The 16,203-nt window shown below is 74.3% G+C and carries 17 protein-coding genes; 8 read left to right on the top strand and 9 right to left on the bottom strand.

All coding sequences use genetic code 11. From position 1 onward, the window contains the following. Positions 1-42: 42 nt before the first annotated feature. Positions 43-516 carry an SRPBCC family protein gene (locus tag ACFU7Z_RS20330; protein ID WP_380778650.1) on the bottom strand — a complete coding sequence of 158 codons (474 nt, stop codon included), beginning with the start codon at positions 514-516 and terminating at the stop codon, positions 43-45. Between the two features lie 158 nt (positions 517-674). Here ACFU7Z_RS20330 and ACFU7Z_RS20325 point away from each other — a divergent pair, with 158 nt between their 5' ends. The 3 genes from ACFU7Z_RS20325 (at position 675) to ACFU7Z_RS20315 (ending at position 3,200) form a co-directional block, all read left to right on the top strand. Then, positions 675-1,166, top strand: a complete 492-nt coding sequence (locus ACFU7Z_RS20325; RefSeq protein ID WP_380778648.1) for a hypothetical protein — start codon at positions 675-677, stop codon at positions 1,164-1,166. Positions 1,167-1,242: 76 nt separating this feature from the next. Next, complete coding sequence (locus ACFU7Z_RS20320) at positions 1,243-2,145, top strand: transcriptional regulator (RefSeq protein ID WP_380778646.1); 903 nt, start codon at positions 1,243-1,245, stop codon at positions 2,143-2,145. 71 nt (positions 2,146-2,216) lie between these two features. After that, positions 2,217-3,200, top strand: coding sequence for an NAD(P)-dependent oxidoreductase (locus ACFU7Z_RS20315; protein ID WP_049652368.1), 984 nt, complete (start codon positions 2,217-2,219; stop codon positions 3,198-3,200). An 84-nt stretch (positions 3,201-3,284) separates the two neighbouring features. On the opposite strand, the gene def is transcribed toward ACFU7Z_RS20315, so the two are convergent. The 8 genes from def to ACFU7Z_RS20275 all read right to left on the bottom strand — a co-directional run bounded on the left by def (position 3,285) and on the right by ACFU7Z_RS20275 (position 11,513). After that, a complete protein-coding gene (gene def / locus ACFU7Z_RS20310; protein WP_369808303.1) occupies positions 3,285-3,860 on the bottom strand; it encodes a peptide deformylase in 576 nt (191 codons plus the stop codon). A 109-nt stretch (positions 3,861-3,969) separates the two neighbouring features. Continuing rightward, a complete protein-coding gene (locus tag ACFU7Z_RS20305) occupies positions 3,970-4,962 on the bottom strand; it encodes a tetratricopeptide repeat domain-containing protein (protein WP_049652370.1) in 993 nt (330 codons plus the stop codon). 326 nt (positions 4,963-5,288) lie between these two features. Beyond that, positions 5,289-6,611 carry an HD-GYP domain-containing protein gene (locus tag ACFU7Z_RS20300; RefSeq protein WP_107418692.1) on the bottom strand — a complete coding sequence of 441 codons (1,323 nt, stop codon included), beginning with the start codon at positions 6,609-6,611 and terminating at the stop codon, positions 5,289-5,291. Positions 6,612-6,736: 125 nt separating this feature from the next. After that, the gene (locus tag ACFU7Z_RS20295; RefSeq protein WP_380778644.1) at positions 6,737-8,158 is read right to left on the bottom strand and encodes an HD-GYP domain-containing protein; all 1,422 of its coding nucleotides are present in this window, start codon (positions 8,156-8,158) and stop codon (positions 6,737-6,739) included. A 422-nt stretch (positions 8,159-8,580) separates the two neighbouring features. Beyond that, entirely contained in the window at positions 8,581-8,991 is a 411-nt protein-coding gene (gene rsrA / locus ACFU7Z_RS20290; RefSeq protein ID WP_380778642.1) for a mycothiol system anti-sigma-R factor, read from the bottom strand. Beyond that, positions 8,988-9,893 (bottom strand): sigma-70 family RNA polymerase sigma factor, encoded by a 906-nt coding sequence (locus ACFU7Z_RS20285; RefSeq protein ID WP_074001401.1) that lies wholly within the window; start codon positions 9,891-9,893, stop codon positions 8,988-8,990. Before ACFU7Z_RS20285 ends, rsrA begins: the two co-directional genes overlap by 4 nt. Before the next feature lie 169 nt (positions 9,894-10,062). Then, positions 10,063-10,716, bottom strand: a complete 654-nt coding sequence (locus ACFU7Z_RS20280) for an alpha/beta family hydrolase (protein ID WP_380778640.1) — start codon at positions 10,714-10,716, stop codon at positions 10,063-10,065. 44 nt (positions 10,717-10,760) lie between these two features. Further along, positions 10,761-11,513 (bottom strand): SOS response-associated peptidase, encoded by a 753-nt coding sequence (locus ACFU7Z_RS20275; protein ID WP_380778638.1) that lies wholly within the window; start codon positions 11,511-11,513, stop codon positions 10,761-10,763. A 150-nt stretch (positions 11,514-11,663) separates the two neighbouring features. Between ACFU7Z_RS20275 and ACFU7Z_RS20270 the strand changes: the two genes are divergently transcribed. The 5 genes from ACFU7Z_RS20270 (at position 11,664) to hisN (ending at position 16,140) form a co-directional block, all read left to right on the top strand. Then, positions 11,664-12,389, top strand: coding sequence for a M50 family metallopeptidase (locus tag ACFU7Z_RS20270; RefSeq protein ID WP_074001398.1), 726 nt, complete (start codon positions 11,664-11,666; stop codon positions 12,387-12,389). A 68-nt stretch (positions 12,390-12,457) separates the two neighbouring features. After that, complete coding sequence (gene aroA / locus ACFU7Z_RS20265) at positions 12,458-13,798, top strand: 3-phosphoshikimate 1-carboxyvinyltransferase (RefSeq protein ID WP_049655060.1); 1,341 nt, start codon at positions 12,458-12,460, stop codon at positions 13,796-13,798. Positions 13,799-13,813: 15 nt separating this feature from the next. Then, on the top strand, positions 13,814-14,866 hold the full coding sequence (rsgA, locus tag ACFU7Z_RS20260) for a ribosome small subunit-dependent GTPase A (RefSeq protein ID WP_380778636.1): 1,053 nt from the start codon (positions 13,814-13,816) through the stop codon (positions 14,864-14,866). A gap of 134 nt (positions 14,867-15,000) precedes the next feature. Continuing rightward, entirely contained in the window at positions 15,001-15,324 is a 324-nt protein-coding gene (locus ACFU7Z_RS20255) for a multidrug efflux SMR transporter (RefSeq protein WP_074001397.1), read from the top strand. 18 nt (positions 15,325-15,342) lie between these two features. After that, positions 15,343-16,140, top strand: a complete 798-nt coding sequence (gene hisN / locus ACFU7Z_RS20250; protein WP_049655055.1) for a histidinol-phosphatase — start codon at positions 15,343-15,345, stop codon at positions 16,138-16,140. Positions 16,141-16,203: the final 63 nt, after the last annotated feature.

The raw sequence follows: 16,203 nt of genomic DNA, 5'->3' as shown, positions 1-16,203 counted from the left end.
CGGCTCGGCCGTGCGGGGCACCTCTGTCGTTGCCCGCCGCCGTCACCCGGCGTCGCCGTTCCCGGCCCGTCGGCGGCCGGAGGTGAGGTCGGCGTCGGCGGCGGCGAGGATGCGGCCGAAGGTGTGGGCGATGACCGGCTTGGCCAGGGCCCGGGTGAGGGCCGCGCCGAAGGGCAGGTGGACCTGGAAGGTGGTCGTCCACGCGACCTCGGTCCCGCCGGGGACCTCGGTGAAGGTCATCCGGCCGAGTTCGTGCCGGGACGGCGGCAGGCTGCGCTCGACCGTGTAGTCGAAGCCGTACGGCCGGTTGTACGCGGTGACCCGCTCGCGGAACCAGCCGATCGCCCAGGTGTGCACCCGTACCGCCCCCACGCCGTACGGCGCACCGGCGCCCGGCCGGGCCAGGCGGGCCCGGAGGATGAGCGGGGAGCGGGTGTAGTTGGTGGTGGTGGCGCACCAGTCGAACACGTCCTCGATCGGTGCGGCGATGACGCGTCGGACGGTCAGGGTCTCCATGGTCATGTCCCCTCTCTCGGTCGGCGGCGCGGACTGCGGCCACCGCACCCGACAGATGGACCGGGGAGCCGTCGGAAACGTGACACCGGGGCCGCCGCCCCGTCCCGGAGCGCCTCCGACCACGCCCTGAAACTATCGAATCTGCTACGGTCGTCCATATGACGAAAGATACCGGCGCCCAGTCCGCCGTGACCGAGCTCCGGATGCCCCTCGACACCAAGGTGGTCATCTGGGCCTTCTGCGGCGCGGTCGGCGCCGGCCTCGGCTTCGCCGTCCCGTGGCTCCTCCAGTTCGCCGCCCGGCACCCGATCCCCTACGCGGACACCGTGCGCTTCCTGGGCTCGTTCACCTCCCCGGCCATGGTGATCGGCCGACCGGTGGCGCTCGCCGCCGTCGGGCTCGTGGTCGGGCTGTTCGTCACCTACCACGCCGCCACGCTGCGCATCTCGGACGAGAGCATCACCGTCGTCGAGGGCGACGACAGCCGGGTGATCACCCGGGACCAGGTCGGCGGCGTCTTCCGCCACGGCGGCAAGGTGCGGATCGAGTCACCGGTCGGCCGGGTCCTCTTCGACGACGACGTCGAGGGCGGGAAGGCGGCCATCGCCTCGGCCTTCCGCCGCCACGGCTACCCCTGGGAAGGCGCCTGAGGCCCCGCGTGCCGGATGTGGCACATTGACCGGACGGCCCCGCCCCGGGGCGCGCGATCGAGAACCGAGGTCTCCCGTGTCCGCAGACAACGCCGCGCCGTACCGACCCGCGCCGCGCACGGTCGTCGAGGCCTGCTTCGACCCGCAGGGCACCGCCCCGCTCGACTACGTCTACGACGTCGCCGCGGCGGCCGGCCTGTCGGACCAGCCGGTACGGCTGGCCGTACGGCGGCTGGAGGCGGCGGGCGTCCTGCGGCAGGAGGGGCGGGGCCGCAAGGGCCGGCTCGTCCTGACCGACGCGGGCCGGCTCCGCTCGGACCTGGACGTCCGGTTCGTCGCGCTCGCCTACGCCCAGGACGCCGGGCGCGCCCCCTGGGACGGGCTCTGGCGCCTCTACACCTTCTCCGTCCCCGAGCGGCACCGGGCGGAACGCGACGCCCTGCGCACCGCACTGACCCGGCTCGGCGCCGCCCCGCTCGCGCCCGGCGCCTACGTCAGCCCGCACGACCTGCTCGACGAACTCGCCGCCGAGGCCTCGGCGGCGACCGTCGACGCCTACCTGGTCATGGCGGAGGCCACCCGCCTGACCGGCCGGGGCTTCACCGGCCCCGCCGCCACCGCCGAGCAGCTCTGGCCCGCGGCCGGGACGGTCGAGGCCTACCGGCCCCTCGCCGAGGCGCTGGCCGAGGAACCCCTCGGCCCCGACCGCGGCTCCGTCGAACTCGTCGCCACCGCGCTGCGCCTGGCCGAGGCCTTCACCCACGCCCTGGAGCTCGACCCGCTCCTCCCCCCGGAGCTGCGGCCCGCCCCGTGGCCGCCGGCCGGGGTCCGGCGCGACTTCGACGAGGCCTGGACCGCGATCCGCGGCCGCACCCCCGACCTCTCGCTCTTCCGCGCCTTCGACACGGAGCCGGAACGCCACGAACCGGAGCACCACGAACCGGAACAGCACGAACCGGGAGAACACCTGTCCGCCTGATTTTCACCCGGACGGACGCGATTCCGAATTCCCGGATCGCGAATATGTTCGAGGCTTGATATATCGATAATATGCTCGAAGAATACGACAAGGTATTGGTGTCGGGCGGATTGGGTTTCGTCGGAAGGCACCTGACCAGCGCCCTTCTCTTTCTCGGGAAAGAGGTGGCGATCATCGACAACGCCCGCACCGCGACGAGCATCTCGGCGCCGTCCGGGACCACCCTGCACCTGCTGGACATCCGCGAGGTCGACGCCGTCGCCGAGGCCGTGGACGACGCCGACCTGGTCTTCCACGTCGCCGCGAACGCGAACGGCACGCTGTCGGTGACGCAGCCGCGCCTCGACTTCGAGATCAACGCACTCGGCACCCTGATCTTCGCCGAGGCCCTCCTCAAGGCGTCCGTCCGCCGGGTCGTCTACGTCTCGTCCGCGTCCGTCTACGGAACTCCGCGGAAATTCCCCATGGACGAGGACCACCCGACCCGCCCCTTCGTCCCGTACGGCGCGTCGAAGCTCAGCGGCGAGATCACCTGCCTGGCGCTCCACCGCGCCTGCGGTCTGCCGGTGGTGGTCGGCCGCCCGTTCTGCGTCTACGGGCCGGGTGAGAACCCGCACGAGGCGATGGTCGAGGTCGGCAGGTTCCTGCGCTGGCACCTCAACCACCAGCCCATCCAGATCGTGGGCGACATCGACCGGAAGACCCGCGACTTCGTCCACGTCACCGACCTGGTCCAGGGGCTGCTGACGATCGCCGACCGGGCCGAGCTGGGCGAGGTGTTCAACATCGGCTCCGGTACGGAGGTCTCGATGCGCGACCTCGTCAACACGATCGGGGAGGCCACCGGCGTCACGCCCGAGGTCAGCGTGATCCCGGAGATCGAGGACGACACCTACCGGCTGGTCGGCGACATCTCCAAGCTCCAGGGCCTCGGCTACCGGCCGGCGGTCTCGCTCGCCGAGGGGGTGCGCGACCTGGCCGACCACCTCGGCGCGAACCCGGAGCTCCCCGGCAGCCCGACCATCTTCTCCCGCGGCCAGCACGGCGAGTCCTGAGCCGCTCCCCTGTACCGGGCCGCCCCACGGAACGCCGAGGGCCGGGACACCGCTGGTGTCCCGGCCCTCGCGTGCGACGGACCGTCAGTCGTTCGCCACGGTCGCGTACTTCGGGGTGCCCTCGGCCATCTGCTTCAGGGCGTCCTTGCGGTCCCGCTTCGACAGCTTGTCGATGTAGAGGGTGCCGTAGAGGTGGTCGGTCTCGTGCTGGAGGCAGCGCGAGAAGAAGCCGGTGCCCTCGACGCGGATCGGCTGACCGTCCTTGTCGACGCCGGTGACCGCGGCGTAGTCCGGGCGGGCCAGCTCGGCGTAGGCGGTCGGGACGGAGAGGCAGCCCTCGTTGCCGTCGTCCAGGACGCGGCGGCGGTCGGCCGGGTACTCCTCCAGCACGGGGTTGATCACGTGGCCGATGTGGCGCACGCCCTCGTCGTCCGGGCAGTCGTAGACGAAGACCTTGAGGTCGACGCCGATCTGGTTGGCGGCGAGGCCGACACCCTCGGCGGCGTACATCGACTGGAACATGTCGTCGATCAGCGCGGACAGCTCACCGTCGAAGACGGTGACGTCCTTGACCTCGCGGTGCAGCACCGGGTTGCCGACGACGGTGATCGGGCGGGCGGTGCCCTTGCTGAGGTCGGGCTCCTCACCGATCACCTTCACGGGCGCCTCGGCCGCCGTCCCCTCCACGTCGTGCTCGTGCTCGTGCTGCTCGGCCTGCTCCGCCATGTCTTCCGCTTCCGTCGGTGTACGCGTTACCTCACCAGGGTACTCAGCACACTTCTTCGAGGTCCCGGTACGCCCGGCTTCCCGGGGCGGACGCGACCCAGCGGTCCAGCAGGGTGCGCACCAGGTGGGCCGGGGCGGCGATCCCGCACTCGCGCTCGACCAGCCAGGACATCCCGGCCGCGCCGCCCTGGCTGAGGTGGCTGAGGTGGCCGGGGTGGGCGGCGTCACCGTCGTCGTGCGGGTCGTGGTGGGCGGCGACCCCGTCGTCGGAGGCCATCCGGCTCTCCGAGCAGGCGCGGCACAGCAGCCGCACCGAGGAGGTCCAGTCCTCGGCCGCGTAGCCGGCGTCGGCGACCAGCCGCTCCAGCGCGTCCCGGTCCCCGGCGGTGGCGGCCTGCAGCAGCACCACGTACGTCGGCACCGGGGAGGGCGCCCACAGCTCGATCTCGTCGAACACCGGGTAGGCGACGCCGTCGGTGACCCGCTCGCCGTGCGGGGCGCCGTCGTGCAGCACCACCTCGCCCCAGCGGCGGCCGGAGGAGGGCAGCGGGATGGACAGCACCTCGATCCGGGCCGGGTCCAGCCGGCGGCCCCAGACCACCTCGGACTCGCCGTCCGGGGACAGCCGCACCGGGGTGGTGCCGAGGTCCAGGCTGACCGGGCCGTCCGGCTGCGCGCCGGGGCCGCCGGACAGCTTCAGCCCGTACGCCTGCCAGGCGCGGCGGGCCAGCGGCCAGTCCTGGAGGGCGGTGGCGGTGATGCCGAGGTTCCACCAGTCCGGGGCGCCGTGCTCGCGGTCCAGCAGGGCGACGGCGCGCAGGCCGGCCGAGCGGGCCTGCTCCCAGTCCCGGCGGAACTTGTGCAGCAGGGCGAGGTTGAACCAGGAGTCGGAGAGCCACGGCTCCAGGTCGGCGGCCATCACCAGCAGGGCGCCGGCGTCCTCGTAGCGGCCGTCGCCGATCAGCGTGAAGGCCCGGTCGGTCGTCTGCCGCCAGGTGGCGGACGGCCGGTGCCGTGCCCGGTGGAAGATCCTCACGTTCGTCCCTGCCGTCGTCGTCCGCTCAAGTCCCGTGCCACCGTGCCCGTACCGCCTCGGAGGGCGCCCGGGCCCGGTGCCCCGGGTCGGTGTTCCACGCTACGACCGCATCCAACCACGCCCGCCCCCGCCCGCGCTCCCCACCGCCGAGGTTGGGGCCCGCCCCTCCCCAGCCTGCCTGTCCGATGCCGCCCGCTCAACCCCTGACGGCCGGAACCCGCATCCCGGGCCCCGCGGCGGCGGCCGACGGCCCGGGCCGTACGGGCCCGCTGACCCTGCTCCGCCCGGCCGTACGGGCCCCGCAGACGCGAGTTTGAAGACAGGCCCTAGCCGCCCACCCTGGCCAGGGCGTCCACCACGCGGGCGTCGTAGACCCGGCCGCGGCCCAGCCGCAGGGCCTCCAGCGCCTCCAGCCGCCCGACGGCCTCGCCGACGCCCCGGCCGCGGGCCGCCGTGAGCAGGTCGTCGTGGGCGTTGGCGACCCGGATGATCCGGGAGGCGAGCGGCACCGGGCCGTCGCCCGAGGCGGGCCCGGTGCACGGGTCGGCCAGCCGGGCGACCTGCTCGGCGACCTGCCGGGGCACCCCGGTGCGGCTGATCACCTCGCTGCCGAGGCGGGCGATCCGCTGCTGCTCGGCCTCGGGCAGCAGCGCGGTGGCGCCGTCCGGCACCGGTTCGACCAGGGACAGCTGGCCGACGTCGTGCATCAGCGCGGCGTACTCCAGCAGGGCGAGCTCGCGGGTGCCCAGACCCAGCTCGCGGCCCAGCGCGCACGCCGTGTCCGCGACCCGGCGCGCGTGCCCGTGCGGGGTGTACCCGGCCACCTCGGTGGCCCGGGCGAGGCTGGCGATGGTCTGCCCGGTGGTGGCCCGCACGGCGGCGGCGCGCCGGAAGGACACCTGGGCGAGCAGCAGCGGGGTGCAGAACAGCGGCAGCGCCCACAGCCCGACCTCGCCGGCCGCGAGGCTGACCAGCATCCCGGTGGCGACGATCGCCGAGCCGATGCCGAACAGCGAGCGCAGCTCGTCCTCCAGCGCCGCCGGGAACCGCAGCCCGCCGCCGGAGCGGCGCAGCAGCGCCGCCAGGGTCGCGTCGCAGAGCGCGGCCAGCGCGGCGACGGCGGTCAGGAACACCCCGTACGCCGGGCCCTCGGGCGAGAAGCGGTCGACCATGCCGCCGTTGTAGAGCGGCTGGAAGACGGCGCCCGCGAAGCCGACGGCGAGCACCCGGCGGGCGGCGCCGTCGCGGCGGGCCGGGTCGGCCCAGGGCGGACGGCGGTGCGGGCGCCCGGGGCCGTCCGGCAGGGCCCGGTCCGGCAGGACGAGGCCGGCCAGCCGGCCCAGCAGCAGGCCGGCCCCGGTCACCGCGACCACCTGGAGCGTCCCGTGCGCGGTCGGCACCCCGCGCAGCGGCCCGAGCAGGGCGTACGCCAGCGCACCGGCCGCGCCGATCGGCGCCTGCTCCCGATCCCCCGGAAGGGTGATGCGGACGCATTCGCCGAGCGCGATCAGCACGGTGAACGCCAGCGCGACCCGGGGCTCCGCGACCCCGCGCACCGCGACGGCGCCCAGCGCGAGCGCCAGCAGCGCGGCGGCCGCCGCGTGCACCGCGCGCGCGGTGCGCCCGCAGGGCGCACGGCCGAGGACCACGCGCCGCAGTGCCCGGGGCCCGGACACCCCGGGCCCGAACAGCTCCCGCCCGGCGGCGGCACCGGCACCACCGGAGGCCGCGCCACCGGAGGCCGCGCGCCCGGCAGCCGCCCGCCCGGGGGCCCTCACGGCTGCCCGGCCGCGGGGACGGTCCCGCCGCCCTGGGGCGGCACCCGGCCCGGGGCGGCCCGGACCGGCTCGGGCACCCCGAGCGGGATGTCCGGCACCGCCTCGATGGAGTCCTCGGAGTGCACCACCGGCTGCCAGTCGTACCCGGCCAGCGCGTCGATCAGCGCCCGCACCATCACCGGGTCGAACTGGCTGCCCGAGCAGCGCTCCAGCTCCGCGACCGCCTCGCCGACCGGGCGGCCGCGCCGGTAGGAGCGGGTGGAGGTCATCGAGTCGAAGGCGTCGGCGACCGAGATGATCCGGGCGAACTCGGGGATCCGCTCGCCGGCCAGCCCGCTCGGGTAGCCCCGGCCGTCCAGCCGCTCGTGGTGGTGCAGGATCCCGGCGTGCGCCTCGCCGAGGAAGTCGATCCCGCGCACCAGCTCGTACCCGTACACCGGGTGGATCTCCACCGCCCGGCGCTCGGCCTCGGTCAGGGGACCGTTTCTGCGCAGCAGCTCGGTGGCCACGCCGAGCTTGCCGACGTCGTGCAGGATGCCCGCGAAGCGCAGGGTGCGCAGCCGCTCGGCCTCCATGCCGAGCTGAGTGGCGATCAGCACCGAGGCCCGGCCGACCCGTTCGCTGTGGCCCCGGGTGTAGGAGTCCTTGATCTCCACGGCCTGCACCAGCGACTGCACGGTGGCCTGGTGGGCGTCCCGCTCGCGCTGGCCCTGGGCGAACACCCAGGCCGAGATGGACAGCGGCAGCAGCGCGAGCAGCGCCGCGAACGCGCCGTACGGGCCCTGCCAGAGCACCGCGACCATCAGCCCGCCGGCCGCGTGCACCAGCACCGGCAGCCCGCAGGACGCGTGCGCCCCGCTCAGCAGCACCCCGGGCCGGCGGCCCTCACTGAGCATCAGCATGACGCCCACCACCACCCCGTTGACCAGGCAGAACACCGCGACGGCGGCGAATCCGGGCAGCAGTGCGGCCGGGAAGCGGGAGCCGAGCAGCAGCTGCGGGCCGTGCAGCAGGTGGAAGGCGACGGAGGAGGCGAAGGCGCACAGCGCGAGCTGGGAGCCGTTGAACAGCTGGCGCGGGCGGCAGCCGCGCCCGCTCGGCCCGCCGAGCAGCGCGGCCGGGGCGGCCACCAGGGCGGCGGCGGCCGGCGGGAGCATCAGCACCCCGGCGAACAGCACCGGGAAGAAGGTGTTCACCCCGGGCCGGGCGGGCGTCCGCTCGGGCAGCGCCGGCCGGCGCAGCAGTCGGCGCACCAGCACCAGGCAGGGCGTGGGCAGGCCCTGGGCCAGGGACTCCCAGCAGCCGTGCAGGAAGGCCAGCAGCGCGACCTTGGGCCAGTCCACCGGCGCGCCGAGCCAGTGCGGCACCCCGGCGGCCGCGGCCGGCAGCAGCGGCACCAGGCAGCACAGCGCCGCCACCGGCACCACCACCAGGTAGCGCGCCGCCCCTCGCGGCAGGGTCGAGCCTCCACAGTCGGTAGCGATCTCGACCTCCCCGCCGTACGGACCCCGTGTTGCCTCAGCGCGTCGGGCGGACCGACGGTGAGTGTCCGTCAGGAGAATAGGCCGCCCTCCGGACATGGGGACGCATGATGGCGCAATGGCGCAGTTGGCGCACCGCCAGCTCACTCGAACGAGTGACGGCGCATGCGAGCAGAACGGGAGCGGCCCCGGGAGTGTGTACTCCCGGGGCCGCTGTTGCCCTTGCCCTGAACCCGCCCGACACCCGCCCGGACGTGCCCGAACCGTCCGGCCCGCCCTCGCCGGCGGGCCGCGGGGCTACCGCCCCCGGCGGTCGACCAAGGAGTCGGCCGCCGTACGGGCGTTCGCCCGACGGGTCGTCACTCCGCGGGGGCGCCGGCCTCGACCGGAGCGCCCGAGCGCCCGGCCGGCTCCGCCTCGCCCGCCCCGCCCGGCCTGGGCGCCGGCCGGGCCGACTCGACGTGCAGCTCGACGGTGGTCTCCACGGCGACCACCACCTGCTCGCCCGAGCGCTGCCCGGCCCGGATCGAGTCGATCCTGGCCAGCACCTTGCTGCGCAGGTCGGTCGGGGTGTCGTCGCACCCGCAGGAACGCTTGATCAACGCCTTGATCGCCTGCTCCAGCCCGTACTGCTTCAGGCAGGGTGAGCACTCCTCGAAGTGCACCCGCAACTTGGCGCAGTCACCCTCGGCCATCTCGTTGTCGAGGAATTCATAGAGGTGGTCGAGGACCTCGCCACACTCGGTTTCGTGCGGATCGCCGCAGCTCATGAGCCCGAGCCCTTCGCTTCCTGCCCTGCCCCGCTGCCGGCCGGGACGAGCCCGCGCTCACGGGCGTAATCCTCCAGCATGCCGCGCAGCTGACGGCGGCCGCGGTGCAGCCGGGACATCACCGTACCGATGGGAGTACCCATGATGTCCGCGATCTCCTTGTACGCAAAGCCTTCTACGTCCGCGAGATAGACGGCGATCCGGAATTCCTCCGGGATGGCCTGGAGCGCGTCCTTCACATCGCTGTCGGGGAGGTGGTCGAGCGCCTGGGTCTCGGCCGAGCGCAGACCGGTCGACATGTGCGACTCGGCCCGGGCCAGCTGCCAGTCCTCGATCTCCTCCGCCGCGGTGCGCTGGGGCTCCCGCTGCTTCTTGCGGTACGAGTTGATGAACGTGTTGGTGAGGATGCGGTACAGCCAGGCCTTGAGGTTCGTCCCCTCACGGAACTGGTGGAAGGACGCGTACGCCTTGGCGAACGCCTCCTGGAGCAGGTCCTCCGCGTCGGCCGGGTTGCGCGTCATGCGCAGCGCCGCCGAGTACATCGGATCCAGGTAGCCCAGGGCGTCGCGCTCGAAGCGCTCCCGCCGGGCCTCCTCGCTCTCCTCCGCCGACACCCGGTAGGTGTCCTCACCGATCGCCTCGGCCAGCTCCTCACCGGTGAGCGCCTCGCCCGCGGGCAGGGCGTCGCCCGGGCCACGGCCCGGATCGGCCTCGTGCTCGGTCCCGACGACCGGACCCACCTCCTCGGCATGACGGGCACGGCCCACGGCGGGCCGCCCAGAAATGGAGGATATCGGGCTGACGGGCTTCTCGCCCGCGTCGATCCAGTCCGACCAGGAGGGGGCGAACGCCGCGGTGGCCTCGCGCTCCTCAGGCCGTTCGGGGCACGCGATCGAACCCATCTGCCCTGCCTCTCACCGGTGACTCCTGCTGACGGAGACGACAACCACACGCGCCCCGCCCGCATTCCCGTCCCCGGGCGCCATTCACTCGCACGAGTGAGCGAATGGAAACTCCCTGCTCACGGCCCCGAAGCCGGAGCCGGAGCCGGAGCCGGACCGCCCCACGGCCTCACACCAGCCGCAGCACCCAGTCCCCCACCGCCGAGCAGATCAGGTCCAGCACCTCGTCCTGCCCCACCGGCGCCCGCTTGGGCACCTCGAAGCCGTGGCTGCCGTACGGCACCGCCACCAGCTCGTGCCCCTGCGGCAGCTCCGGGAACTCCACCGGCCCGCCGAACGGGTCCGCCGCGCTCTGCACCACCAGCGTCGGCAGCCCGGACCCCAGCAGCTCCTCCGCCCGGCTCTTCTCCGGCCGGCCCGGCGGATGCAGCGGGAACGCCAGCGCCACCACCCCGACCGCCCCGGTCGCCGCGCCCGTCCGGCAGGCCACCCGCGCCCCCGCGCTGCGCCCGCCGACCACCAGCGGCAGCCCCTGCCCGGCCAGCCGCTCGGCCACCGGCCGCCAGCCCTCGTCCAGCGTCTTCGGCGCCGGGCCCAGCCTCCGGCCCGCCACCCGCCAGGGCTGCTCGACCAGCGCCACGGTGATCCCCCGGGCCGGCAGCTTCGCGGCCAGCGCCACCAGGTCCCTGGCCTCGATCCCGCCGCCCGCGCCGTGGCCGAGGGCCAGGACGGCCACCGGCTTCGCGGCCGGGTGGTAGGTGATCCGGGCCTCCCCGGCTCCGGTGGGGACCGCTTCGGTGCGGACCGGTTCGGTGGTGCTCATCTCGACGTCTCCCGGAACGTTCGCAAAAGGTCGGAACAGGCGGCTCAGAACAGGGTGGTCTCGTACTCGGGCTCGGCCCACGGCTCCTTGAGCTCCGGGCCGTTGTTGCGGATGCTGCCGACCGCCGGCGACACCGGGGTGGCCACCAGCGCGCCCGGCGGCGGGGGTATCAGCAGCCGGCGCAGCCCGTCCGGGTCGGTCAGCCGCGGGTCCAGCCACTCGTCCCAGTCCCCCCGGTCCAGGAACAGCGGCATCCGCTCGTGGATCGGCGCCAGCAGCTCCTCGGCGTCCGTGGTGACGATCGTGAACGTCACCAGCCAGGCCTCCGGGTGCCCCGGCGGCACCGCCCGGTTGCGCCAGAACTCGTACAGCCCGGCCAGCGCCAGCGGGGCACCGTCCGCCCGGGACACGAAGTACGGCTTCTTGCGGGCCTTGCCGCGCTCCCCCGGGACCGTCTGCCACTCGTAGTAGCCGTCCACCGGCAGGATGCACCGGCGGGCGGCGAAGGCCTGCCGGTACGAGGGCTTCTCGTGCACCGTGTCCGACCGGGCGTTGATCATCTTCACCGCCGTCTCGGCGGAGTTCGACCACTGCGGCACCAGCCCCCAGCGCAGCACCCGCAGCTGGCGCACCGGCCGCGGCCGCTCCCGGCCCAGCCGCTCCAGCACCACGAACGCGCTGTTGGTCGGCGCGACGTTCCAGTTCGGGTCCAGGGTCTCCTCGGGGTCCCAGTGCTCGACGCCGAACAGCTCGACGACGTCCCCGGGCTTGCTGCTCGCTGCGAACCGACCGCACATGCGGGCCAGCTTGCCATGCCGCCGCTCCTCAGGACCTGTTCATCCACGGACCAGAACCACCCCCTGCCTCCCGCCCGTCCCCGCATGGGAGGCTGCCCCGAACGGCCCACACGGCGGCCCGGTACGACGGACGGAGGCGGAGAGACCCCGATGAACGCGAACGACCAGACCCTCGGCGACCTGTGGAACCAGGTGACCGGCACCCAGGCCGCCCCGCCCGGCTGGCTGGTCCTGGCCACCGGCGCCGCCGCCCTGCTCACCGTCCTCGCCCGCCCGCTCTGGCACGTCGCCCGCAACGCCGTGACCATCGCCCACGAAGGCGGCCACGGCCTGATCGCCCTGGTCACCGGCCGCAAACTGGCCGGCATCCGGCTGCACTCGGACACCTCCGGACTCACCCTCTCCTACGGCCGCCCCACCGGCCCCGGCATGGTCCTCACCGCCGCCGCCGGCTACACCGCCCCCGCCCTGCTCGGCCTCGGCTGCGCCGCCCTGCTCGCCGCCGACCGGATCACCCTGCTGCTCTGGCTGGCGATCGTGCTGCTGCTCGCCCTGCTCCTGCGCATCCGCAACGCCTTCGGCTTCCTCACCGTGCTGGTCGCCGGCGGCGCCTTCTTCCTGGTCTCCTGGTTCGGCAGCGCCGAGGTCCAGGCCGGCTTCGCCTACCTCGGCTGCTGGTTCCTGCTCCTCGGCGCCGTCCGCCCCGTCCTGGAGCTCCAGCACCAGCGCCGGATCGGCTGGGCCCGCGACTCCGACGCCGACCAGCTCGCCCGGCTCACCCACGTCCCCGCCCTCGCCTGGGTCACCGTCTTCCTGCTCGTCGCCCTCGCCTGCCTCGCCCTCGGCGCCGCCTGGCTGCTCCAGCCCCTGCAGTGAGCCCACCGGGCCTCCCGCCGCCCGGCCGCGCGCCGAGAACGTTCCCGTACGGCCCCTAGACTTGCCCCATGACCGAGACCCTGTGGCCCGCCCCCGTCGCGACCAGCCCCGTCGACGCCACCGTCACCATCCCCGGCTCCAAGTCGGTCACCAACCGGGCCCTGGTGCTGGCGGCCCTCGCCGACGGGCCGGGCTGGGTGCGGCGCCCGCTGCGCAGCCGCGACTCCCAGCTGATGGCCGACGGCCTGCGCGCCCTCGGGGTCACCATCGAGGAGAAGGTCAACAACGACTCCGGCGGCACCGGCGGCGGCGAGGCCTGGCGGGTCATCCCCGCCCCCGCACTGCTCGGCCCGGCCTCGGTCGACGTCGGCAACGCCGGCACCGTGATGCGCTTCCTGCCCCCGCTGGCCGTCCTGGCCGACGGCCCGGTGCACTTCGACGGCGACCCGCGCTGCTACGAGCGCCCCCAGCACGGCGTGATCAACGCCCTGCGCGCGCTCGGCGCCCGGATCGAGGACGGCGGCCGCGGCGCCTTCCCGCTGACGGTGCACGGCACCGGCTCGCTGGACGGCGGCCCGGTCGAGCTGGACGCCTCCTCCTCGTCCCAGTTCGTCTCCGCCCTGCTGCTCTCCGGCGCCCGGTACAACCACGGCATCGAGGTCCGCCACGTCGGCGGCCCGGTCCCGTCGCTGCCGCACATCCGGATGACCGTGGAGATGCTGCGGCTGGCCGGCGCCCAGGTCGACGCCCCCGAGGACGGCGGCGAGAAGGACGTCTGGCGGGTCACCCCGGGCGCCGTGATCGGCCGCGACCTGGTGGTCGAGCCGGACCTCTCCAACGCCGCGCCGTTCTTCGGCGCCGCGCTGGTCACCGGCGGCCGGGTCACCGTGCGGGACTGGCCCAAGCACACCTCCCAGCCCGGTGACCAGCTGCGCGAGATCTACACCCGGATGGGTGGCGCCTGCGAGTTCACCGACGAGGGCCTGCAGTTCACCGGCACCGGCCGGATCCACGGCATCGAGGCCGACCTGCACGACGTCGGCGAGCTCACCCCGGTGATCGCCGCCGTCGCCGCGCTCGCCGACTCCGAGTCCCACCTGTACGGCATCGCGCACCTGCGCCTGCACGAGACGGACCGGCTCGCCGCGCTCGCCAAGGAGATCAACGACCTGGGCGGCGACGTCACGGAGACCGAGGACGGTCTGCGGATCCGCCCGCGCCCGCTGCACGGGGGCGTCTTCCACACCTACGAGGACCACCGCCTCGCCACCGCCGCCGCCGTCCTCGGCCTCGCCGTCCCCGGCGTGGAGGTCGAGAACGTGGCCACCACCGCCAAGACCCTGCCCGACTTCCCGGGGATGTGGGCCGAACTGCTCGGCGAAGCGGCGGAAGCGACGGCGGGCGTCTGAGCGGAGACTGAGCACATGCGCCGCTACGGCAAGGACGCCGACGAGGACGACATCCGCAACCGCCCCGCCCGCCGGGGATCCCGGCCGCGGACCCGGATCCGGCCCAAGCACGAGGAGGCCGCCGAGGCGATGGTGCTGACCGTCGACCGCGGCCGGGTCACCTGCCTGGTCGACCCGGGGACGAAGCAGGAGCGCGAGGTCGTCGCCATGAAGGCCCGCGAGCTGGGCCGCAAGGGCGTCGTCGTCGGCGACATGGTCAACCTGGTCGGGGACCTCTCCGGGGACGCCGACACCCTGGCCCGGATCGTCCGGGTCGAGGAGCGCGGCTCGGTGCTGCGGCGCACGGCGGACGACGACGACCCGTACGAGCGGATCGTGGTCGCCAACGCCCAGCAGCTGGCGATCGTCACCGCCCTGGCCGACCCGGAGCCGCGCCCCCGGCTGATCGACCGCTGCCTGGTGGCGGCCTACGACGCGGGCATGGAGCCGCTGCTGGTGCTCACCAAGTCCGACCTCGCGCCGGCCTCGACGCTGCTGGACTCGTACGCCCCGCTGGGCATCACGTACGTGGTCACCCGCCGCGACGAGCTGGAGACCACCGGCGCCGAGGCCGTCCGCGAGCACCTGCGCGGGCTGTCCACGGTGTTCATCGGCCACTCGGGCGTCGGCAAGACCACCCTGGTCAACGCGCTCGTCCCGGACCGCCAGCGGCAGACCGGGCGCGTCAACGCGGTGACCGGCCGCGGCCGGCACACCACCGTCTCCGCCCTGGCGCTGCGGCTGCCCCCGCCGCCCGGCGCCAAGCCGGGCTCGAAGAAGGCGCTGAACCCCGGCTGGGTGATCGACACGCCCGGCTTCCGCTCCTTCGGCCTCTCGCACATCGACCCGTCCCGGGTCATCCTCGCCTTCCCCGACCTGGAGCCCGGCACCGTCGACTGCCCGCGCGCGTGCAGCCACGACGAGCCGGACTGCGCGCTGGACGCCTGGGTCGCCGAGGGCCACGCCGAGGCCGCCCGGCTCTACTCGCTGCGCCGGCTGCTGGCCAGCAAGGAGGGCGAGCTCGACTGAGCCCGGCCGGACCGGGCCCGTCCCCGGGTTCGGGGCCGGTGGCCCGTTCGAGGTGTCGGAGCGGGCTCACTTGGCGATCATAGGAAGGTCGGACCGTACCCGGTCCGACCCCCGATCGACAGGGAGGGCACGCGATGGCATGGGCCCTGGTGGTCCTGGCCGGCCTGCTGGAGACCGGCTTCGCGATCAACCTCAAGCTCAGCGAGGGTTTCACCAGGCTCTGGCCCACCATCAGCTTCTGCGTGTTCGCCCTCGGCAGCTTCGGCCTGCTCACCCTCTCGCTGAAGACCCTGCCGGTCGGCCCCGCCTACGCGGTGTGGACGGGCATCGGCGCGGCGGGCACCGCGATCTACGGCATGGTCTTCCTGGACGAGACCAGTTCGGTCCTCAAGCTGGTCTCGATCTCGCTGGTGATCGCCGGCGTCATCGGCCTCCAGCTCAGCGGCACGGCCCACTGAGCGGCTAGGGTTTCGGGCATGGCCGATTACCACGACGACCTCCGACTCGCCCATGTCCTCGCCGACTCGGCCGACTCGGTCACCCTGGAGCGCTTCCGCGCCCTCGACCTGAAGGTCGAGACCAAGCCCGACCTCACCCCGGTGAGCGACGCCGACAAGGCCGCCGAGGAGCTGGTGCGGAGCGTGCTCCAGCGCGCCCGCCCGCGCGACGCCGTCCTCGGCGAGGAGTTCGGCCTCCAGGGCTCGGGCCCGCGCCGCTGGGTGATCGACCCGATCGACGGCACCAAGAACTACATCCGCGGCGTCCCGGTCTGGGCCACCCTGATCGCCCTGCTGGAGGACGGCCCGGACGGCGTCGAGCGCCCGGTGGTCGGCATGGTCTCCGCCCCCGCGCTCCAGCGCCGCTGGTGGGCGGCCAAGGGCCTCGGGGCGTTCGGCGGCCGCAGCCTGGCCAAGGCCTCCCGGCTGCACGTCTCCGGCGTCTCCCGGATCGAGGACGCGTCCTTCTCCTACTCCTCGCTCACCGGCTGGGAGGAGCGCGGGCGCCTCGACCCGTTCCTGGACCTCACCCGCGCCTGCTGGCGCACCCGCGCCTACGGCGACTTCTGGTCCTACATGATGGTCGCCGAGGGCGCCGTCGACATCGCCGCCGAGCCCGAGCTGTCGCTGTGGGACATGGCGGCCAACTGCATCATCGTCGAGGAGGCCGGCGGCCGCTTCACCGGTCTGGACGGCGTCCCCGGCCCCGGCGGCGCCGACGCCGTCGCCTCCAACGGCCTGCTGCACGAGGAGGCCCTGCGCCGGCTGGGCGTCTGAGCCGGATCCTCGGGCCGAGGCGTGCGCGGGCCCCGGTGACCTGTGGGAGCAGGTCACCGGCTG

It is taken from the genome of Kitasatospora sp. NPDC057518 (assembly GCF_042802075.1).
Lineage (GTDB): Bacteria > Actinomycetota > Actinomycetes > Streptomycetales > Streptomycetaceae > Kitasatospora.
The sequence above is the reverse complement of the archived record's forward strand: the minus strand, read 5'-3'. Positions and strand labels throughout refer to the sequence as shown.